The 20,695-nt window shown below is 32.1% G+C and carries 16 protein-coding genes, 1 pseudogene and 2 riboswitches; of the genes and pseudogenes, 15 read left to right on the forward strand and 2 right to left on the reverse strand.

What is annotated here, in order from left to right:
• Positions 1-275 precede the first annotated feature (275 nt).
• From DWX74_RS05110 to DWX74_RS05160, 11 genes and pseudogenes are all read left to right on the forward strand, one after another.
• Positions 276-1,718 (forward strand): alanine/glycine:cation symporter family protein, encoded by a 1,443-nt coding sequence (locus DWX74_RS05110; RefSeq protein ID WP_118549006.1) that lies wholly within the window; start codon positions 276-278, stop codon positions 1,716-1,718.
• 141 nt (positions 1,719-1,859) lie between these two features.
• Positions 1,860-1,973: riboswitch (TPP riboswitch) on the forward strand.
• Between the two features lie 162 nt (positions 1,974-2,135).
• Positions 2,136-3,443 (forward strand): phosphomethylpyrimidine synthase ThiC, encoded by a 1,308-nt coding sequence (gene thiC / locus DWX74_RS05115; protein WP_006439347.1) that lies wholly within the window; start codon positions 2,136-2,138, stop codon positions 3,441-3,443.
• Between the two features lie 51 nt (positions 3,444-3,494).
• A complete protein-coding gene (thiS, locus tag DWX74_RS05120) occupies positions 3,495-3,689 on the forward strand; it encodes a sulfur carrier protein ThiS (protein WP_040410236.1) in 195 nt (64 codons plus the stop codon).
• 5 nt (positions 3,690-3,694) lie between these two features.
• Complete coding sequence (thiF, locus tag DWX74_RS05125; RefSeq protein ID WP_118549007.1) at positions 3,695-4,489, forward strand: sulfur carrier protein ThiS adenylyltransferase ThiF; 795 nt, start codon at positions 3,695-3,697, stop codon at positions 4,487-4,489.
• 61 nt (positions 4,490-4,550) lie between these two features.
• Entirely contained in the window at positions 4,551-5,333 is a 783-nt protein-coding gene (locus tag DWX74_RS05130; protein WP_006439350.1) for a thiazole synthase, read from the forward strand.
• Positions 5,334-5,366: 33 nt separating this feature from the next.
• Positions 5,367-6,494, forward strand: a complete 1,128-nt coding sequence (gene thiH / locus DWX74_RS05135; RefSeq protein ID WP_118549008.1) for a 2-iminoacetate synthase ThiH — start codon at positions 5,367-5,369, stop codon at positions 6,492-6,494.
• Positions 6,495-6,499: 5 nt separating this feature from the next.
• Positions 6,500-7,132 (forward strand): thiamine phosphate synthase, encoded by a 633-nt coding sequence (locus tag DWX74_RS05140; RefSeq protein ID WP_118549009.1) that lies wholly within the window; start codon positions 6,500-6,502, stop codon positions 7,130-7,132.
• A 128-nt stretch (positions 7,133-7,260) separates the two neighbouring features.
• Positions 7,261-7,578, forward strand: a pseudogene (locus DWX74_RS05145) (Spx/MgsR family RNA polymerase-binding regulatory protein); the annotation flags it as partial.
• Positions 7,579-7,772: 194 nt separating this feature from the next.
• Positions 7,773-8,147: a GntR family transcriptional regulator gene (locus DWX74_RS05150; protein WP_006439354.1), complete on the forward strand. Its 375-nt coding sequence runs from the start codon at positions 7,773-7,775 to the stop codon at positions 8,145-8,147.
• Positions 8,148-8,150: 3 nt separating this feature from the next.
• Positions 8,151-9,002, forward strand: coding sequence for an ABC transporter ATP-binding protein (locus tag DWX74_RS05155; RefSeq protein WP_118549010.1), 852 nt, complete (start codon positions 8,151-8,153; stop codon positions 9,000-9,002).
• A gap of 4 nt (positions 9,003-9,006) precedes the next feature.
• Positions 9,007-9,684: an ABC-2 transporter permease gene (locus tag DWX74_RS05160; protein ID WP_118549011.1), complete on the forward strand. Its 678-nt coding sequence runs from the start codon at positions 9,007-9,009 to the stop codon at positions 9,682-9,684.
• Between the two features lie 104 nt (positions 9,685-9,788).
• Here DWX74_RS05160 and DWX74_RS05165 read toward each other — a convergent pair whose 3' ends face one another.
• A complete protein-coding gene (locus DWX74_RS05165) occupies positions 9,789-12,548 on the reverse strand; it encodes a YhgE/Pip domain-containing protein (RefSeq protein WP_118549012.1) in 2,760 nt (919 codons plus the stop codon).
• Positions 12,549-12,977: 429 nt separating this feature from the next.
• On the reverse strand, positions 12,978-14,765 hold the full coding sequence (locus DWX74_RS05170) for an aminopeptidase P family N-terminal domain-containing protein (protein ID WP_118549013.1): 1,788 nt from the start codon (positions 14,763-14,765) through the stop codon (positions 12,978-12,980).
• Positions 14,766-15,111: 346 nt separating this feature from the next.
• Positions 15,112-15,212: riboswitch (purine riboswitch) on the forward strand.
• A gap of 69 nt (positions 15,213-15,281) precedes the next feature.
• Here DWX74_RS05170 and DWX74_RS05175 point away from each other — a divergent pair.
• The 4 genes from DWX74_RS05175 to DWX74_RS05190 all read left to right on the forward strand — a co-directional run bounded on the left by DWX74_RS05175 (position 15,282) and on the right by DWX74_RS05190 (position 20,575).
• Positions 15,282-16,658, forward strand: coding sequence for an NCS2 family permease (locus DWX74_RS05175; protein ID WP_118549014.1), 1,377 nt, complete (start codon positions 15,282-15,284; stop codon positions 16,656-16,658).
• A 248-nt stretch (positions 16,659-16,906) separates the two neighbouring features.
• Positions 16,907-17,992, forward strand: a complete 1,086-nt coding sequence (locus DWX74_RS05180) for a lysylphosphatidylglycerol synthase transmembrane domain-containing protein (RefSeq protein ID WP_118549015.1) — start codon at positions 16,907-16,909, stop codon at positions 17,990-17,992.
• 48 nt (positions 17,993-18,040) lie between these two features.
• Positions 18,041-18,757: a hypothetical protein gene (locus DWX74_RS05185; protein WP_118549016.1), complete on the forward strand. Its 717-nt coding sequence runs from the start codon at positions 18,041-18,043 to the stop codon at positions 18,755-18,757.
• Positions 18,758-18,949: 192 nt separating this feature from the next.
• Positions 18,950-20,575, forward strand: a complete 1,626-nt coding sequence (locus DWX74_RS05190; protein ID WP_006439362.1) for an ABC-F family ATP-binding cassette domain-containing protein — start codon at positions 18,950-18,952, stop codon at positions 20,573-20,575.
• Positions 20,576-20,695: the final 120 nt, after the last annotated feature.

The raw sequence follows: 20,695 nt of genomic DNA on the forward strand, positions 1-20,695 counted from the left end.
GAAAGCAATTTCCTGTTAAAACTTTATTAAGTAAAGAAATAACGTTATCATAAATGAATAATAAATATATAAAAATGCAATTTACTTGTTAATCGGATAATTGAATGAAAATATAGTTAAAATTTCAAAAAAGTGTTGTAAATTGTGTAAATTTTGTTTATAATCATAATAAATGAATAATTAAAATAAATATCTTTCAATTATTTTAAAATTGGATAAAGATATAAAATTTTAATAATAGAATAAATTTAAAGTATTATAAGGGGAGGTAGTTTATGCAGGCGATATTTGATTCTTTATACTCTATGGTAGGAGTTCTTAATAACTATTTATGGTCTTATGTATTAATAATAATGCTTGTAGTTTTAGGAATTTATTTTACTTTTAGAACAAAATTCGTACAGTTTAGATATTTCAAAGAAATGTTTAAGCTATTAACAGATGGTAACGCTAACAAGAATGCTAAGAAAGAAGGGAAGATATCTTCATTCCAGGCGTTCTGTATAAGTACATCATCAAGAGTTGGTACTGGTAATATAGCTGGTATAGCACTTGCAATAGCAGGTGGTGGGCCAGGAGCAATATTCTGGATGTGGATAATGGCTTTAATAGGATCTGCATCAAGTTTCGTTGAAAGTACATTAGCTCAGATATACAAAGTTAAAAATGGAACAGCTTACAAAGGTGGTCCAGCTTATTACATTGAACAGGGACTTAACATGAGATGGTTAGGAATAATATTCACAATATTAATAAGTATAACTTACGGATTCGTATTTAACTCTGTTCAGTCAAATACTTTATCATTAGCATTCAACAATGTATTCCATGTTGAATATATGATAATAGGTATAGTTTTAGCAGTTCTTACAGCACTTGTAATATTCGGTGGAGTACACAGAGTTGCTAAAGTTTCAGAAGTAATAGTTCCAGTATTTGCTGGTATGTATATATTAGTTGCTATAGGTATAGTTGTTTTAAACATAGGAAAATTCCCAGAACTTATAGCTACAATAGTATCAGATGCTTTCAAACCAAGACAGATGATAGCTGGAACAAGTGCAGGATTTATGACAGTTCTTCTAACTGGTGTTAAGAGAGGTCTATTCTCTAATGAAGCAGGTATGGGTTCTGCCCCTAATGCAGCTGCAACAGCAGAAGTTTCTCATCCAGTTAAACAGGGATTAATCCAGACATTAGGTGTATTTACAGATACTATAATAATATGTTCTTGTACAGCATTTATGGTATTACTTTACAATGGATATGCAACAAGTGGAAATGAAGGTATAGCTTTAGCTCAGGAAGCTCTTACTGCTCATATAGGACCAGTAGGTGGAATATTCTTAGCAGTATGTATATTCTTATTTGCATTCAGTTCAATAGTTGGTAACTACTACTATGGAGAATCTAATATACAGTTCGTAACTGAAAGCAAAGGAGCTTTAAATGTATACAGACTTTTAGTTTGTGGTATGGTATTCTTCGGATCAATAGCAAAACTTCAGGTTGTTTGGGATTTAGCAGACTTATTCATGGCATTTATGGCGATCATAAACATGATAGTTATCGCTAAATTAGGAAAATACGCATATATAGCTTTAGAAGATTATACAAAACAGAAAAAAGCTGGTGTAAAAGATCCTCAGTTCTACGTTGATGGAATAGAAGGATTAGAAAATGTTGAATACTGGCATAAAGAAGACAAAGCTAATTAATATAGCTAAATAATTAGTATTTTTATAAGAATAATTTATGGAACAAAAAATAAAATGTTTGAACAATTCAAATTGTTATGATATACTCAAATCAAATGAAGAAGTCTTCACCATTTATTAAGTGAAGTGTTAAAAACATAATAACGACGCTAGGGGCGCTGAAATAAGGTCAGCTGAGAGAGAAAGCCAAAAACTTACAAACCCTAAACACCTGATCAAGATAATGCTTGCGAAGGGAAGCTGGTAGAAAATTTTCAATAAAGTAAAAGTTTGAGTACAATGAATAAAAAGTACAAAACTAGTATAACAAAGAAGATGAAAGTGCTTTCCTAAGTAAGGGAAGCACTTTTTTATTTGCAAAAAATTAGATAAGAGAGCAAAATTTGCTTTCAATATACAAAAAATGGAGGTATTTGTATGACTTACACTACACAGCTTGACGCAGCTAGAAAAGGAATAATAACTAAAGAAATGGAAATAGTTGCCGATAAAGAAATGATGGACGTAGAGGAATTAAGAGAATTAATTGCTCAGGGGAAAGTTGTTATCCCAGCCAACAAGAACCATAAATCACTTAGCCCAGAAGGTATAGGTAAAGGATTAAAAACTAAAATAAACGTAAATCTTGGTATATCAAGAGACTGTAAAGATATAGACCGGGAATTAGAAAAAGTTAAAACTGCTATAGAAATGAAAGCAGAAGCTATAATGGATCTTAGTAACTATGGTAAAACAAGAGAATTCAGAGAAAAAGTAGTAGAAATATCTCCAGCAATGATAGGTTCTGTTCCTATGTATGATGCTGTTGGATTTACAGAAACTGCATTAGTAAAAATAACAGAAGAGCAGTTCTTACAGGTTATAGAACAGCATGCAAAAGACGGTGTAGACTTTATGACAATACACGCAGGTCTTACTAAAGAAATAGGAGATAGAATAGCTAAAGATAAGAGATTAACTCATATCGTATCAAGAGGAGGTTCTTTATTATTTGGATGGATGTATATGAATAATAAAGAAAACCCTATGTTAACTAACTTCGATAAAATACTTGATATATGCGAAAAATACGATGTTACTCTAAGCTTAGGAGATGCTTGTAGACCAGGTTCTATAGCAGATGCTACTGACTATGCTCAGATACAGGAACTTATAAACTTAGGTGAACTTACTAAGAGAGCTTGGGAAAGAAATGTACAGGTTATGATAGAAGGACCAGGACACATGGCAATAAACGAAATAGAAGCTAACGTAATGTTAGAAAAGAAATTATGTCATGAAGCTCCATTCTATGTACTTGGACCTCTAGTAACAGACGTTGCGCCAGGATATGACCATATAACTAGTGCAATAGGTGGTGCACTTGCAGCATCTAAAGGTGTAGACTTCTTATGCTACGTTACTCCAGCAGAACACTTAAGATTACCTGATTTAAATGACATGAAAGAAGGTATAGTTGCAACAAAAATAGCAGCACATGCAGGAGATATAGCAAAAGGAATAAAAGGTGCTAGAGAATGGGATAATGCTATGTCTAAAGCTAGAGCAGATTTAGATTGGGCTACAATGTTCGAATTAGCATTAGATCCAGAAAAACCAAGAAAATACAGAGATTCTTCTAAACCAGAACACGAAGATAGTTGTACTATGTGCGGAAAAATGTGTGCACTTAGAACAGTTAACAAAATATTCAACGGTGAAGAAGTGGATTTAGTATTTGACTAAGATATAAATTTATATAAATAAAAATATTGCAACGAAATGGAGGTGCAATATATGAAAGTTAATGGAAAAGAAGTGCAGTTTCCAGAAGGTACTACTGTTTCTCAGATATTAGATAATTACAAAATAGATAGAAATAGAGTAGTTGTTGAGATAGATATGAAAATAGTAGATGAATCTGAATACGATACTTATATACCAGATAAAGAAGCTATGGTGGAATTAATAGCTTTCGTTGGAGGCGGTTAAAAATAATGGATATTTTTCTAAATGAAAAGAAAATATCTGCTAAAGAAGGTATAACTGCCAAAGAAATAAGAGATGAATACAACAAACTTTGTGATGTAATAATTGTAAATGGATATCCAATTGAGGATAAAGTGTTAAAAGAGAATGATAGAGTAGTACTTATTCAAAAGGGAAAGAAACCTACCCTTGAGGAATTTGAAGCTCTTTTAACCGCTAGACATACACCAAATGTTCATAAGGCTTTGAAAAAAGGAAAGGTTGCAATTCTTGGATTGGGGGGACTTGGCTCTAATATAGCCAGTTCCCTTGCAAGAATTGGTGTAGGAAAATTAATACTTGCAGACTTTGATGTTGTAGAGCCTTCAAATCTAAATAGACAGAATTATTTTATAAATGATATTGGCAAACTCAAAACTGAGGCTACAAAAGAGAATATTGAAAGAATAAACCCTTTTGTAGATATAACTTTGGTAAATGAAAAAATAAGCAAGGAAAATATGGAGTTATTTTCTGAAGCAGATATTATTGTAGAGGCATTTGACAATCCAAATTGCAAGGCAGAAATAAGTAATTATGTATTAATACACATGAGAGATAAGTATTTAGTTGCTTCATCAGGAATGGCTGGATACTATGACTCAAATATAATTCAGACTAAAAAAATAAGAGATAAGTTTTATATTTGCGGTGATTTTGTAAATGAAGCCAAAGAAGGGGACGGATTAATGGCTCCTAGAGTTTCAATTTGTGCAAATCATATGGCAAATAAGGTAGTACAGATACTAGTAGATGGCGAATAATTTTATTATTTATTATAAAGAACAGATTATTTAAACCAATCTGAAAATAGGGGGAATAAAAATGGATAAATTAGTATTAAAAGGACATGAATTTGATAGTAGACTTCTAATCGGAACAGGAAAATACGGCTCAAATGATATGCTTCCAAAAGTTATAGAAGCTAGTGGAAGTGAAATAATAACTATGGCACTTAGAAGAGTAGACTTAGATGAAAGAAACAAAGAAGAAAATATACTTACTTACATACCAAAAGATATGACAATACTTCCAAACACTTCAGGAGCTACAAATGCAGAAGAAGCAATAAGAATAGCTAGAATTTCTAGAAAAATGGGATGTGGAGATTTTATAAAAATAGAAGTTATATCAGATATGAGATACTTACTTCCAGACAACGAAGAAACAATAAAAGCTACTAAAGTATTAGCTGATGAAGGATTTGTTGTATTACCATACATGACTCCAGACCTTTATGCAGGAAGAAGATTAATAGAAGCAGGTGCAGCAGCGGTTATGCCACTTGGAGCACCAATAGGATCTAACAGAGGTCTTCAGATGAAAGAAATGATAAGAATAATGATAGAAGAATTAGATATACCTATAATAGTAGATGCTGGTATAGGTAAACCATCTCAGGCTATGGAAGCTATGGAAATGGGAGCTGATGCAGTTTTAGTAAACACTGCTATAGCATCTGCAGGAAATCCAGTTGAAATGGCAAAAGCATTTAAATTAGCAGTTGAGGGAGGAAGAGCTGCATACTTAGCTAAAACAGGTGCAGTTTCAGAATATGCTAATGCATCATCACCATTAACAGGATTTTTAGGAAACTTAAACAAATAGGGAAATTAAGAATAAGAAAGCAGGCGATAAGAAATGAGTTTCTATGAAGTAATAGAACAGTATAAGGATTTTGATTTTGATAAATATTGGGAAAATGTAACAGACTATGATGTTTTAAGAAGTTTAGAAAAAGATAAATTAGACCATAATGATGTTTTAAATTTATTATCTCCAACAGCTGAAAAACATTTAGAAGCTATGGCACAGAAAGCCCATAGAATAAGTATACAGAATTTTGGTAGAGCATTAACTTTATACACTCCTATGTATATAGCAAACTACTGCGAAAATCACTGTGTATACTGCGGATACAACTGTCACAGTGGAATCAAAAGAAAAAAATTAAGCATGAAAGAAATAGATAAAGAATGTCAGGCAATTGCTGAACAGGGATTCAAACATATATTAATACTTACTGGAGAAAGTGAAAATATGTCAAGTGTTGAATATATAGGAGAAGCTGTAAATCTATCTACTAAATATTTCCCTTCAATAGGAATAGAAGTTTATCCAATGAGTGTTGAAGGATACAAACATTTAGTAGAAAATGGAGCAGAAGGTCTTACTGTATATCAGGAAACATATAATGAAGAAATGTACAAAAAAGTACATATAAAAGGGCCAAAAGCTAACTACAAATGGAGATTAGATGCACCTGAAAGAGGGGCAAAAGCAGGTATGAGAACTCTTACGCTTGGAGCTCTTTTAGGACTTTACAAATGGAGAACAGATGCATTCTTCACTATACTTCATGGAGAATATTTAAAAGATCACTATCCATATATTGAACTATCTTATTCAGCACCTAGAATAAGACCTTTCAAAGGATGTTTTGAAGGATTAATGGAAGTAACTGATACTAATATGGTTCAGGCTATGTTAGTTATGAGATTATTCGACCCTCATGCAGGATTAAACGTATCTACTAGAGAAAACTTAGAAACAAGAAAACATATAATACCATTTGGTGTAACTAAACTAAGTGCAGGAGTATCTACTGATGTAGGTGGACATTCTCAGAATGAACACGATACAGCACAGTTCGAGCCTAACCACGACTGTGAAGTACCTGAAGTTACAGCAATGTTAAAAGAAATAGGCTATCAGCATGTATTTAAAGACTGGGAAAGATTTGATTATACAGATAGAAGCCAGAAATAAAGGTAGTGATAAATTTGTATTTAATTACAAATAGGACTCTATGCAGCGAGCAAGAGTACTTTGATAGAATCAAAGAAGCTTGTATAAATGGAGTAGATAATATAATTATTAGAGAAAAAGATTTAACTGATGAAGAGGTAATTTGTATTTATGAAAAAATATCTCAATCTCTTCCAGTTGATGTAAGAAAAAAAACATCTATTATAATAAACAGTAAGTTCAAAGCTTATGAAGACACCGACTGCGATGGAATACACCTTCCATTTTGGCTATTTAAAGAGAGGTTAGAAGAGAAGTATAATTTTAAGATTGATAAACAAATAGGACTTTCTCTACATAGTGCGGACGAAGTAGCTGAAATGGAAGAACTTTGCAGTAAATATGGTGTAAAAGTTTCATATATTACACTTTCACATATATATGAAACAAAATGCAAAGAAGGGTTAAAACCAAGGGGACTTGAACTTTTGAAAATGGGCGGAGAATTAACAAAAGTCAAGGTTGTAGCTCTCGGAGGTATAGATTCTTCAAATGTAGCAGAAACACTAAAATACTGCGATGATATTGCGGTTATGTCTTTGATTATGAAAAGCAACGATGTAAAAAGGACTGTAGAAGAGCTTATAAACTGCAAATAGATAATTGTTTAATATTTGTTTAATCTATAGTACAATAGGGTATGTATAGATTATATCAATAACAAAATTGTTTATTTGGAGGAAATGTTATGAAATTATACGGATATAATAGATGATCTACAGTTAAAAAAGCCAAGGCTTGGCTATCAGATAATGGAATAGAATTTGAAGAGGTGGATGTTGTAAAAGAGCCACCTACAAGAGAAGAATTAGAGGAAATGTATAAAAGAAGTGGTCTTGAAATTAAAAAGTTCTTCAATACTAGTGGTAAAAAGTATAGAGAACTTAATTTAAAAGACGTTGTAAAGGTTGAATCAGATGACAAACTTCTTGATATACTAGCTTCTGATGGAATGCTTATAAAGAGGCCTATATTTGATGCAGGAAAAGTTGTGCTTATAGGTTTTAAAGAGGCAGACTGGCAGAATGCATTACTTAGCGAATAAAAAAATACCCCCATGAAAATAGATTACCCTAGTTTGTTGGAGAAATTCCAATAAGCTAGGGTATTTTTATGTTGTAAAATTAAAAAATTGTGTATATAGTGTATATACAGTTGACAGAATTTATATACAGTGTTATTATGTGTATATAGATAATATATACAGTATATACACAATCTAAAAAAGGAGGGATAGTATTGAACATAATAATAGATGATAGATCAAAGCTATCTCTGTACGAACAGATTCAAAGTCAGATAAAAGCTCAGATTTTGAGTGGAGATATAAAACCAGGTGAGATGTTACCGTCGATTAGAACATTGGCTAAGGAGATAAAAGTCAGCATAATAACGACAAAGAGAGCTTATGAAGAATTAGAAAAAGAAGGATTTTTGGAAACTGTACAGGGAAAAGGTACTTTTGTATCTGAAAAAAATCAGGATAGGATAAAAGAGATAACAATGTACGAGATAGAAAATAAGCTTGAAGATATAATCAGACAGGCAAAGGCAATAGGTCTTACATTAGATGAGGGAATAGAGATATTCAAGAGTATTTATGAGGAGGTGTAATTTATGAATGCTATAGAAATAAAAGGATTAAAGAAAAACTTAGGTGATTTCAATTTAAGTATAGATAATTTTGAGATAGAAAAAGGATTAATAACAGGGTTTGTAGGTAAGAATGGAGCAGGAAAGACTACTACTATAAATCTTATAATGGAATTTATAGAAAAAGACAGTGGAAGTATAAAGATATTTGACAGAGAGTTTAGTGGAAAAGAACTAGATATAAAGGAAAAAATTGGATATGTTGGAGATAAATCAGGGTTTATGGCTGAAACAACATTAAAATCTATAAAAAGTAGTATATCTAGTTTCTACAGTAGTTGGGATGAGGATTTATACAAAAATCTGATGAATAGACTAGAGTTAACTGAAACAAAGACATACAAAGACTGCTCAAAAGGGCAGCAGAAAAAGTTTGAGATTGTTATGGCACTATCTCACAGACCAGAAATTCTTATAATGGACGAGCCAACTGCAAACTTAGATCCAGTTGTCAGAGATGATGTTATGGCTATAATACAGGAGATGATGGAGCAATACGAACTTACAGTATTCTATTCAACTCATATAACATCAGATTTAGAAGATGTATGCGATAGTATAGCATTTATCGAGGACGGAAAGATTTTCTTAAAAGGATATAGAGAAGACGTAATAGAATCTCATAAAATTGTCAAAGGAAGATTAGACTTATTAACTGAAGAAACAGAGAAGTATTTTGTAAGTATAAATAAGAGTGATTTTGGATTTGAAGGTCTTACTAATGATTACAACGGATTATTTGAATTATTAGGAGAAGAAGCAGTTTACTCAAGACCAAAGATAGAAGATATTTTAAAATTCTATATAAGGGGGTAAGGACATGAGAAATATTATAAATCTTACTAAGATGAGTTTAAAAAACTTAAATGCAATTAAAAAGTTTGCAATGATAAGTATTTTTGCGGTTGTGGTAGCAGTTTTCTTTGTAAGTGAAGGAAGTAAGAAGATGAACGGAGCAGATGCAAACAGCGTATACTTATTAATGATAATAAATCTTATGGCATATATTTTTACATATATGGTTATGGCATATGAAGAAATGAGCAATATAGATATTTTGATTGGATACCTTCCAGTTGAAAAGAAGGAATATATAAAATCTAGATATCTACTTGGATTTTCTGGCGTTTTATTAGGTGTTGTTCTATTCTTTGTAGTAATATTTGCTAGAAATATGGTTAAAACAGGTAGTATAGTAGGAACTATGGGAATAAATGGAATACTTGAATTAGCTGGAATGGGTATATTCTGTGCGATACTTACAATTTCAATAATAATCCCTTCTCATATAGGCTTTGGAGGAATGAAGGGAAGATTAATAGCTATAATCGGATTTATGGCACCTATGTTTGCTGGGGCTGCGATTGCTAATGTAAGTGATTTTGCTAGTCTTAATGCAGTTCCTTTCTCTGTAGCACTTGTAATTGGATCTGTAGTATTACTTTTAGGATCATATACAATTGCAATGGCTGCGTATAAAAGAAAAAGAATAGTATAAAATAAAAGGGACTGTTGCAAATTATTGCAACAGTCTCTTTTTTCTCTAAATCATCTATTTATCTCTTAAATATTTACATTTATTAAATTATATATTGTTAAAATTTATTTTTCATTAGCTAAAACATTGCCATCAAATACTTTAGATGGGTAAGATTTTTTCTTCATATGGAAGAATAAAATCATAAGTAGGTTAGTTACTATTAAGATACCTACAAGAAGAGCAACCTGAGCTGTTACGTCTCCTCTTATAGATATTAACTGTCTTAAACCACTTACTGTATAAGTCATAGGAAGGTATGGACTTATACCCATAAAGAATTTGTTTGAAAGCTGTATAGCATAAGTACCTGCAGAACCACCTAGCTGTAAAATCATGAAGACTAACATTAAGAAGGCTCCTATTTTTCCTAGCAATAAGTTGAATAATGTAACGAGTGACGTAAATGTCAAGGACGTTAATATCAAGAATGCTAGTGTTTTAGCAGGATATAATGGTTTTAATCCAAGAAGTCCTGTTAATGCAAAGAATACTATTGAAGCAGATAAAACAGCTACAAGTCCTAAAACAGACATTTTACTTGCCCACCATGCAATTCCTGAAGATGGTCTCTTCTTAGGATTGAATGTATCGTAAAGCATGTTGATTGTTATAGGAGCTATGAATAATGCAACTGATAGCATGTAAGGAGCCATAGCAGTACCGTTGTTAGGTACTTTATCAACATCAGTATGGCTAGTCTTAACAGGTCTTGCTATTGCATTTGCAGCGCTATCTCCAGTATTAGTATCTTTTATTTTATCTGCACCTGATTTTAATGAATCAGTAAGAGTTACTAATCCATCTTTAACCTGATGAAGAGCATCGTCTAATTTATTACTTCCTGCAGCTAACTGTCCACTACCAGATGATATCCGTAGAGCACCGTCTTTTAACTGTCCTGCACCAGAAGTAAGTTTTGGTCCATTTGCAGCAAGTCTTGAAGTACCTCCAGCAAGTGCAGCAGAACCGCTTGATAATCTTGATATACCACTTGAAAGTGTTGGAACAGCTGCTGATAATTCTTTACCACCATTTGCTACTTGCTGAGCACCTGCATTTAAAAGAGGTGCATTAGCAGCTAATTGACCTGTACCATTTACTAACTGTGCGCTTCCGTCTGATAATGCTTTTATTGAGCTAGAAAGAACAGGCATATTTGCAGCAAGCTGTGAAGTACCATTTGCAATAGCTGCAGAACCTGGAGCTGCAGAAGTTCCTATAGTATAAAGTCCATTTATAGAACTTATTATACCTGGAGTAGCTGTAGCGCTCCGAGATTTAAGCTGAGTTGTAGCTTCTTTTAATGCTCCTAAACCTACAAGAGAACTAGAAGAACCGCCACTTAATGCTTTTAAACCTTCACTTACAGAAGCTAAATTAGATTGAGCATCTTCAAGTGCTGATATTACTGAAGAATCTACAGAACCAGAACTGCTTGTTCCTGAAGAAATATTACTTGCTTCAGATAAAGTTTCTCCACCACTACTTTTAACAGCAGATCTTATAGCAGATTTCTGTTCATCTGTAAGTTCAACACCACTTGACTCTGCTGCAGAAATAGCTGCTTCTGCATGAGCATCTGTATCAGAGTTGTAAGCAGATTTTATATCAGATGAAGAAGCTCCAGAGCTTGAAGAATCTCCACTAGAACCAGAAAGACCACTTTTGATTGTAGCTAAATCTTTTCCTATTGATTCAAGTGATTTTTTTATACCTGATACATCAGTAGTAGTTGAACCAGAAGGTAAATTATTTAAAGCATTATTAACTTGAGTAAGATAATCATCAACGCTATTTACATAAGTTATCATTCCGTTTTTCTGAGACTCAGTCATTGAACCTGCACTCTGTAGTCCTGATGCAAGCTGCTGAGCACCGCTATTTAATTCAGCAGTCTGTGCTGGAAGGTTGGCAGTTTTTTCATCTAACTGATTAAGTCCAGAATTTAACTGTTTAGCACCATTGTCTAACTGTGTGATACCTGCTACGAACTGCATAACACCGTCACCAAGTTTTGTAGCACCATTAGAAAGTGCTTCAACTCCCTGTGCTAATACTGGAACTTTTTCAGCTAAAGTCTGTATACCATTGTTAAGCTGATTTGCACCATTGTTTAACTCAACAGCACCAGCAACATATTGGTCTAAACCTACTGATAAAGTTTCAGCACCATTTGCGAAAGTTATAGAGCTTTTAGCAAGTTTATCAAGATTAGTAGTGATAGTTTTATTACCTTCTATAATCTTGTCGTTACCGTCTTTTAATTTGCCACTTCCATCTGCAGCAGTAGTCATTCCTTCGCCGACCTTTTCAAACTGTTCTAAAGCTGCTGTAACGTACATATCTGTTATCTGAGAAGATAGCTGAGTTTTCATTTCAGTTATTGCAGAATTAGACATTTTTGCCGCTATGAAGTTTCTTCCTTCAGTTGTCTGATAATCTATAGTTACTTTTTTAGGATTATCAGATATAAGAGTAGATGCATTTTTAGAGAAATTTTCAGGTATTGTTACGACCATATAGTATTTACCATCTTTTATTCCATCGTTTGCATCATTTTCAGATACAAAATGGAAGTCCATACTTTTGTCTTCCTTTAGGTTATCTACTAATTCGTCGCCTACTTTCAAAGTTTTTCCCTCATATTCTACTGGTTTATCGTGATTTACTATGGCAACTGGAAGGTTATCCACTTTACCATATGGATCCCACATAGAACTTAAGAATATAATATTGTATAATGCCGGTATAAATGCAACAGCGATTAGTACAACAATTAGGAATTTGTTTTTGCAGATTGATTTCCATTCTTCTTTAAACACCTGTAATCATCCTCCTTGTATTTAGTTGTAAATTTATTAAAATTATACGAATATAATTGTTCATGAATATAGATTACGATTGTTGATACTAAAAGTCAAACGAAGAAAGAGTGAATAGAATATGAATTGGGCAAATCCTAAATATGAACAAGAGTGTTGAAATTTCAGCGTTTACTAGCTGTCAAAAGATAATTAATATCAATTTAAAATATATAGTAATTAATATCGAAACTGTATTATAATAATTTTAGCTTAAAAAGAAATGGCTTGATTTAGCGAATTATAGGGTATGCCCAAAATGATAATGAATTGAATTTAATGTGAATAAAAAATGAAGCTGAAAGGAATAAAATCCAATTCAGCTTCTGAGTTTAGGTATTTAATTTATGCTCTACATTAAAAGTAGGGTATCTTAGTCAAAATATACAATTATATAGCTCTAGTGTATTTTTCTAACCAAGCTTTTTCTTCATCGTTAAGGAATGGAGATACTTTTTCAAATACTTCTTTATGATAGTTGTTAAGAAGTTCTTTATCGTGAGCTGTCATTATTGATGTATCTATAGCATCAAGGTCAAATGGAACGAATGTTATTGCTTCAAAGTGCATGAACTGTCCGTATTCATTTTTAGTTCCTTCACAGCATAATAATTCGTTTTCTAATCTTATACCGAATTCACCTTCGAAGTATATACCAGGTTCATTAGTTATTATCATACCTTTTTCTAATGTATGACTTTCATGTGGTCTATAAGTCCATCTGAATCCAGCTGGTCCTTCATGTATGTTTAGAAGATATCCAACACCATGTCCAGTACCGTGGTTGAAGTTAAGGTCTCTATCCCAGAATGGTTTTCTAGTTAATATATCAAGAACCATACCAGTTGTTCCATGAAGGAATCTAGCTTCACCTAAGTGTAAGTTAGCTATAGCAACTAATGTGAAGAATTCTTTTGTTTTAGCTGGTATTTCACCTAAAGCATAAGTTCTAGTTATATCAGTTGATCCTTCCCAGAATCCAGCACCTGTATCTGTTAAGAATATATCTCCTTCTTTTAACTGAACATCAGTTTCTGGAGAAGAAGTATAGTGGCACATAGCAGCATGTGGTCCATAAGAGCTTATTGGTTCGAAACTTGGTCTTATGAAGTTACCCATTTCTTTTCTGAATTCATCAAGTTTATCAGAAGCACTCATTTCAGTTATAACTTCTTTATTAACATTTTCTTTAACCCATTTCATGAATCTAACGTGAGCAACAGAGTCTTTTAAGTTTGCTTTTTTCATGTTTTCAACTTCTACGTCATTTTTCATAGCTTTGAATATTATTTCTGGGTTAGAAGCAGCTACTTTTTTGCATCCAGCTGGAAGATTGTTATATAAAGAGTAATTTAGTTTAGCTGGGTCTATTAATAATACTTCTTTTTCGTCTATAGATTTAACATCTTCGTATATATCATTGTATGGTCTTATTTCTATACCATCAGCTGCAAAATGAGCTTTTATTTCATCAGATAATTTAGCTTCATTTATATATAATATAACTTTATCCATTTCTATTACTGCATAAGATAATACTAGTGGGAAGAAGTCTATATCGTCTCCACGCATATTTAATGTCCAACATATATCATCTAATGTAGTAAGTATATGAACAGTAGCTCCTGCTTTTTTCATTTCTTCTCTTATTCTTGATAATTTAGAAGCAACTGTTTCTCCAGTATATTCAACACCTAGTTCGAAAACTGGTTTTTCAGAAAGAGCTGGTCTATCTGTCCATACTTTATCTATTAAATCGTATTCGTAAACTATTGATCCGTTTTTAGCATTAACTATAGCTTCATAGCCTTCACCCTCACCAGTAGCTACAACTCTACCATCGAATCCTAAAACACCATTTTCAGGAAGTGCACTTTCAAGGTATTCATTTAAAGTAGGAAATCCTGGTTCACCCATTTTCATTAGTTCCACACCAGTTCCTTCTATCTGTTTAGCTGCCTGTATGAAATATCTACCATCTGTCCATAATCTAGCTTCATCAGCTGTTATAACAGCAGTACCAGCACTACCTGAGAATCCTGTTATAAATTTTCTAGCTTTGAAGTGTTCACCAACATATTCACTCTGGTGGAAATCTGCTGTAGGAACAACATAAGCATCGATATTTTTTTCTTTCATTAGAACACGAAGTTCTGCAATTCTTTCTGATATTTTCATTGTAAAAATTCCTCCTTAAGAAAAAGTTTCCCTAACAACAATTATAACATATATTTTTTAAAGTGATAGACTGTTTAGCAAAAAATAAATAAATTTTAAACAATCTTTTATAGATATAAAAACTAATTTATAATTGAAAATTCTTAGAAAATTAAGTGGAGATTAAAAAATTGTAATAAAAAAATTTATAATAAAATCACTTTACAAGATATATTTTTTAAGTAATGTGAATATTTTTGCGAATAATAATAAAATATTTCAAAAAAGGACGAATAATAGAAGAGGAATAATATTGACAAAGGATAAAAAATAAAATAAAATAATTAAATGTGGAGAAACGAAATTAAATAAAAATTAATAATGTAATCATATAATTTTGACAATATGGGTCATAAGTTTCTACCAGCCACCGTAAAAGGGCTGACTATGATACTGAATTAAGTACTCCAGATTATATGACGACATGCAGGATAGCTATGTCGTTTTTTTAAAATTTAATAGGAGGTGTTGTTTATAATGAAGACAACAGAACAGGTAAATAGTCCATTAACTAGACTGTTTCCACTTTTCAGTAACAGACCTGTAAATATGAAGAGAGAAATATTAGCTGGTGTTACTACATTCTTAACGATGGCATATATAATAGCTGTCAACCCTAATATACTATCTGCGACAGGAATGCCTGCAGGAGCATTAGTTACAGCAACTTGTTTATCAGCAGCTTTAGGATGTTTCTTAATGGGACTTTTAGCTGACTTACCATTTGCACTAGCATCAGGAATGGGATTAAATGCATTCTTTGCATTCACAGTAGTTATAGGAATGAAAGTTCCTTGGCAGGTAGCTTTAACAGCTGTATTTGCAGAAGGTATCATATTTATAATATTAACTTTATTTAAAGTTAGAGAAGCAGTAGTAAATTCTATACCAACAAACATGAAATTAGCAGTTACAGGTGGTATAGGTTTATTCATAGCAATGATAGGTTTATCAGGTAGTGGTATAATAGTTGCCAATGAATCTACAATAGTTGCTTTAGGAGAATTTACTCCAGCAGCTATAGTTGCTTGTGTTGGTTTAGTACTTATAGCAGTTCTTGACAAAAGAGGTGTTAAAGGTTCAATACTTATAGGAATAGTTGTAAGTTCACTTTTAGCTTGGGGATATGCAATGATGAACCCTGCACATGCACGGGAATTAGGAATATATCTTCCAACAGGAATATTCAAATTTGAAAGTATGGCTCCAATAGCAGGGAAAGTAGATTTCAGCTACATGACTCATCCTGCTAATATAGGATCATTCATAGGAATAGTTTGTACATTCTTATTCGTTGACTTCTTCGATACAGTTGGTACATTAGTAGGTGTTTCTTCAAAAGCTGGTATGCTTGATGAAGAAGGTAATGTTCCAAATGCAGGTAGAGCATTATTAGCTGACTCACTTGCTACAACAGCAGGGGCTTTAATGGGTGTTTCTACAGTTACTACATTCGTTGAAAGTTCAACAGGTGTACTTGAAGGAGGAAGAACTGGATGGACAGCTATAACAGCTGGTGTATTATTCTTAGTAGCAATGTTCTTCTCACCAATATTTATAGCTATACCAAGCTGTGCAACTGCACCAGCTTTAATATATGTTGGATACTTAATGTTATCTTCAGTAGTTGATATAGATTTCAGCGATATAACTGAAGGTTTACCAGCTTTCATAACAATAGCAGGTATGCCATTAACATACAGCATAGGTGATGGTTTAACATTAGGTGTTTTATCTTATGTTTTAGTAAACATAGTATACAACTTAATCGCTAAAAAAGAAGATAGAAAGAAAATATCTGTTGTAGTAATAATATTAGCAATATTATTCGCACTTAAACTGATATTTATATAATAATTAGATAAATAATGATAATTTAGGACTATCGTGTTAAAAACTTTTAATGCGATGGTCCTTTTTTAATGCTTTATAAAAAATATGTATGATTATTAGATGAATTTTTGATAACTTTTAGAAAATCTTAAGTAAAATAAAATATAATAGTAATAGTAGAAGTAATAAAATTGAATAAAATGTTTTCAAAAGCATTTTAAAAATGTATACTAATATATTGTGGGACTAAATAAAGGGGACTAAAGGTTATGAGAAAGTTGACAAGTAAAGAAAAGAAGATAGCACAGTACGGATTTCTTCTGTTCTTAATTGGATTTACACTTTATATAATATCTACAACAGTTGATTATAGAAGAATACCGGATGTAATTGCATTTGTAGATAAGAAATTCTTATTTATGGGAATGGGATTAGTTGTAATTTATATAATTTTAGAAACGGCTGTTTTTCAAGCTATTATAAACTCAGTAGAAAAAGATAAAAAGAAGAGGACTATAGGTCTTCAGATGGGAACAATGGGACTTTATTACAATCTAGTTACACCATTTGCATCAGGAAGCCAACCTATGCAGATTTACATTATGAATAGGTACGGTATAGGTCTTAGTAAAGCAGTTGCGATAGTTACTAATAAAACGGTATTATTCCAGACAGTTGTTACTATAATATGTGGTGTCATAATATTCTTAAACAAGGCGATGATTGTATCTAAGTATAGACATATAATAATGCTTTTAACTATAGGTATGGTAATGAACCTAGTTACTATACTTGGCGGACTTATGATAGTACTTAGTCCTAAGTTTATGAAGAAATTTGCCGATATAGTAATAAACGGACTTGGTAGATTTAGAGTATTTAGATTTTTAAGAGGGAAAAACGAAAGATGCTATAATTATATTGATGAATTTAATAAGTCTATATTAATGTATATAACAGACGTAAAATCTTTAATAATTACGGTAATTTTAACGTTTTTACAGCTTTTTATATATTTCAGTATAGTTTTCTGTATATATAAGGCATCAAAACTGGCTGGAGCTAGTTTTTATCTACTATTCTCATTACAGGTATTGCTTTATATGACGATATCACCAATACCTACTCCAGGTAATGTAGGGGCTAATGAGCTTACATTTTTCGGTATATTTAGAGGGGTATTCCCTAAAAAATATATAGGATATGCTGTTATTATGTACAGCTTTTTAGTATACTACTTTATACTATTATTATGTGGAGTATGTACATGGATTTCTCATTATTATATGAATAAGCTTGAAAGTCAAGGAAAACTAGAGAAAATTAGCAACGAGGACGATACTTACCCTAGATAAAAAATAATAGAGGATAAATTTTAAAAGGTTATTTTTGGAGGAAAAAAGATGGAAGGAAAAATATCAAAAGCGATAGGAATATCTGAAAAAGGAATTGAGCTTGTGGATAAGATTTCAAAAATGGACATAAGCCATACATTTATAGAAAAAATAGATAAAAACAAGGATGTAGATAAGGATTTTGTAAGAAAGCTTCTTGATGAAATAGAGATACTTTATCTTGTATTTGATTCTACAGACAAAAGAGCTGTTGAAATAGTTAAGGCTATAGGATTTATGGCTGCTGAGAGAAAAACTCTTTGCATAGGTTTTGATTTTTCAACAGATAAACCTATAAAAATAGAAGAAATAGATAGATATATACAGGTAGAAGAAGATAAGTTATCTGAAGTGGCAGATCTTATGGATATGATAGCAGAGTCTATAACAGAAGAGCCAATTCTTAACCTAGATATAACTGATTTAAGAGATATAATGATAACAGATAAAGATATAAAATATATCTGCACTCAGATAGAATATGGAACAGATTCAAGAACAGCTGTTGAAAAAATAATGGAAGATATAGAAAGTACTGGAGATGAATTTATATCTAAAAAATGTATAATGATACTTGAAGGCGATGAAAGAGTTACGTTTGAATATATTTCAGAATTAATGTTAGAATTTGAAGAAAGATGTACAGGAGATAAGAGCTCTGTAATATTTGCAAACTTAGTTAAACCAGAATCAAAACAGGTTAAAGTTTGTGTACTATTCAACTAAAAAGAATTATAACCAGATTGTAAAGCAGTTACTAAAGTTTAGTAGCTGCTTTTTTATTGAATGAATTTGTTGACTGAAAGTGAAATATAAGATATCATATAAGGGATTGTGTTGAATAGAATTATTTAAAGTTAAAACGAAAATAATAAATTTATCAAATATAAAAATCAAAATAGAAAGGGAGAAAAATTTATGTTACAGGTAACGAATGTCGGACTTAGATTTGGCGATAAAGAACTATACAAAGATGTAAACCTTAAGTTTACAAAAGGAAACTGCTACGGAATAATAGGAGCTAATGGAGCTGGTAAATCTACATTCTTAAAGATATTATCAGGAGAAATAGAGCCTAATACAGGTAGCGTTTCAATAACAGAAAAAGAAAGAATGTCAGTACTTAAACAGGACCACTTCGAATACGAAGAAGAAGAAGTACTAAACGTTGTAATAAGAGGTCATGAAAGACTTTGGAATATAATGCAGGAAAAAGATGCTTTATACATGAAAGAAGACTTCACAGAAGAAGATGGTATAAAAGCAGCAGATCTTGAAGCAGAATTTGCAGAGTTAAATGGATGGGATGCTGAAACTAATGCAGAAAAAATCCTTATGGGACTTAGCATAGAAAAAGATATGCACCACAAACTAATGAAAGAGCTTACAGGTGCTGAAAAGGTTAAGGTTCTTCTTGCCCAGGCATTATTTGGTGAACCAGAAATACTATTACTTGACGAGCCTACCAACCACCTTGATTTCCAATCAATAAGCTGGTTAAACAACTTCATAATGGATTTAGAAAACTCTATAGTAATAGTTGTATCACACGATAGACATTTCTTAAACCAGATATGTACAAACATAGTAGACGTAGACTTCGGTAAAATACAGATGTACGTTGGTAACTACGACTTCTGGTATGAATCAAGTCAGTTAGCATTACAGCTACAGAAAGACCAGAACAAGAAAATGGAAGAAAAAATAGCTCAGTTAAAAGAGTTCATAGCAAGATTCAGCTCAAATGCTTCTAAAGCTAAACAGGCTACTTCAAGAAAGAAACAGTTAGATAAATTACAGGTTGAAGATATAAAACCTTCAAGCAGAAGATACCCATATGTTGGATTTACTCCAGCTAGAGAAATAGGTAATGAAGTACTTGAAGTTCACAACCTAACAAAAACTATAGATGGTGTAAAAGTTCTTGATGATGTATCATTCAGACTTGAAAACGATGAAAAAATAGTATTTATGGGTGATGAAATAGCTACTACTACATTATTCAACATAATAATGGGAGAAATGGAGCCAGATAGCGGTTCGTACAAATGGGGAGTAACTACTACTCAGGATTACCTTCCTAAAAACCACAATAAATTCTTCGATGGATGCGAATATTCATTAGTTGACTGGTTAAGACAGTTCTCAGAAGAAAAAAGTGAAAGTTTCGTAAGAGGGTTCTTAGGAAGAATGTTATTCTCAGGAGATGAAGCTCTAAAAGAAGCTAAAGTATTATCAGGGGGAGAAAAAGTTAGATGTATGTTCTCTAAAATGATGCTTTCTAACGCTAACGTACTTGTTTTAGATGATCCAACTAACCACCTTGACCTAGAATCTATAACATCTGTCAACCAGGGACTTGAAAAATTCCCAGGAGTAATACTATTTACTTCTCATGACCACCAGATGATAGAAACTTTAGCAAACAGAATAATAGAAATAACTCCAAATGGAATAATGGATAGAAAAATGGAATTCGATGAATATATAGAAAACAAAGAAATCCAGGCTAAATTAAAAGAAATGTACGGAGAAGCTAAATAAGTAGTATATATTTAATAAATTTGAATTAAATAAAATAAACAATGATGTGTTAAAGTAATGATTTAATGGGCGAATTGTCAAGCTAAGTGCAACAGTTTATCATAAAATATCTCGAAGGGT

This window comes from Peptoclostridium sp. AF21-18, assembly GCF_003478825.1.
Lineage (GTDB): Bacteria > Bacillota > Clostridia > Peptostreptococcales > Peptostreptococcaceae > Peptacetobacter.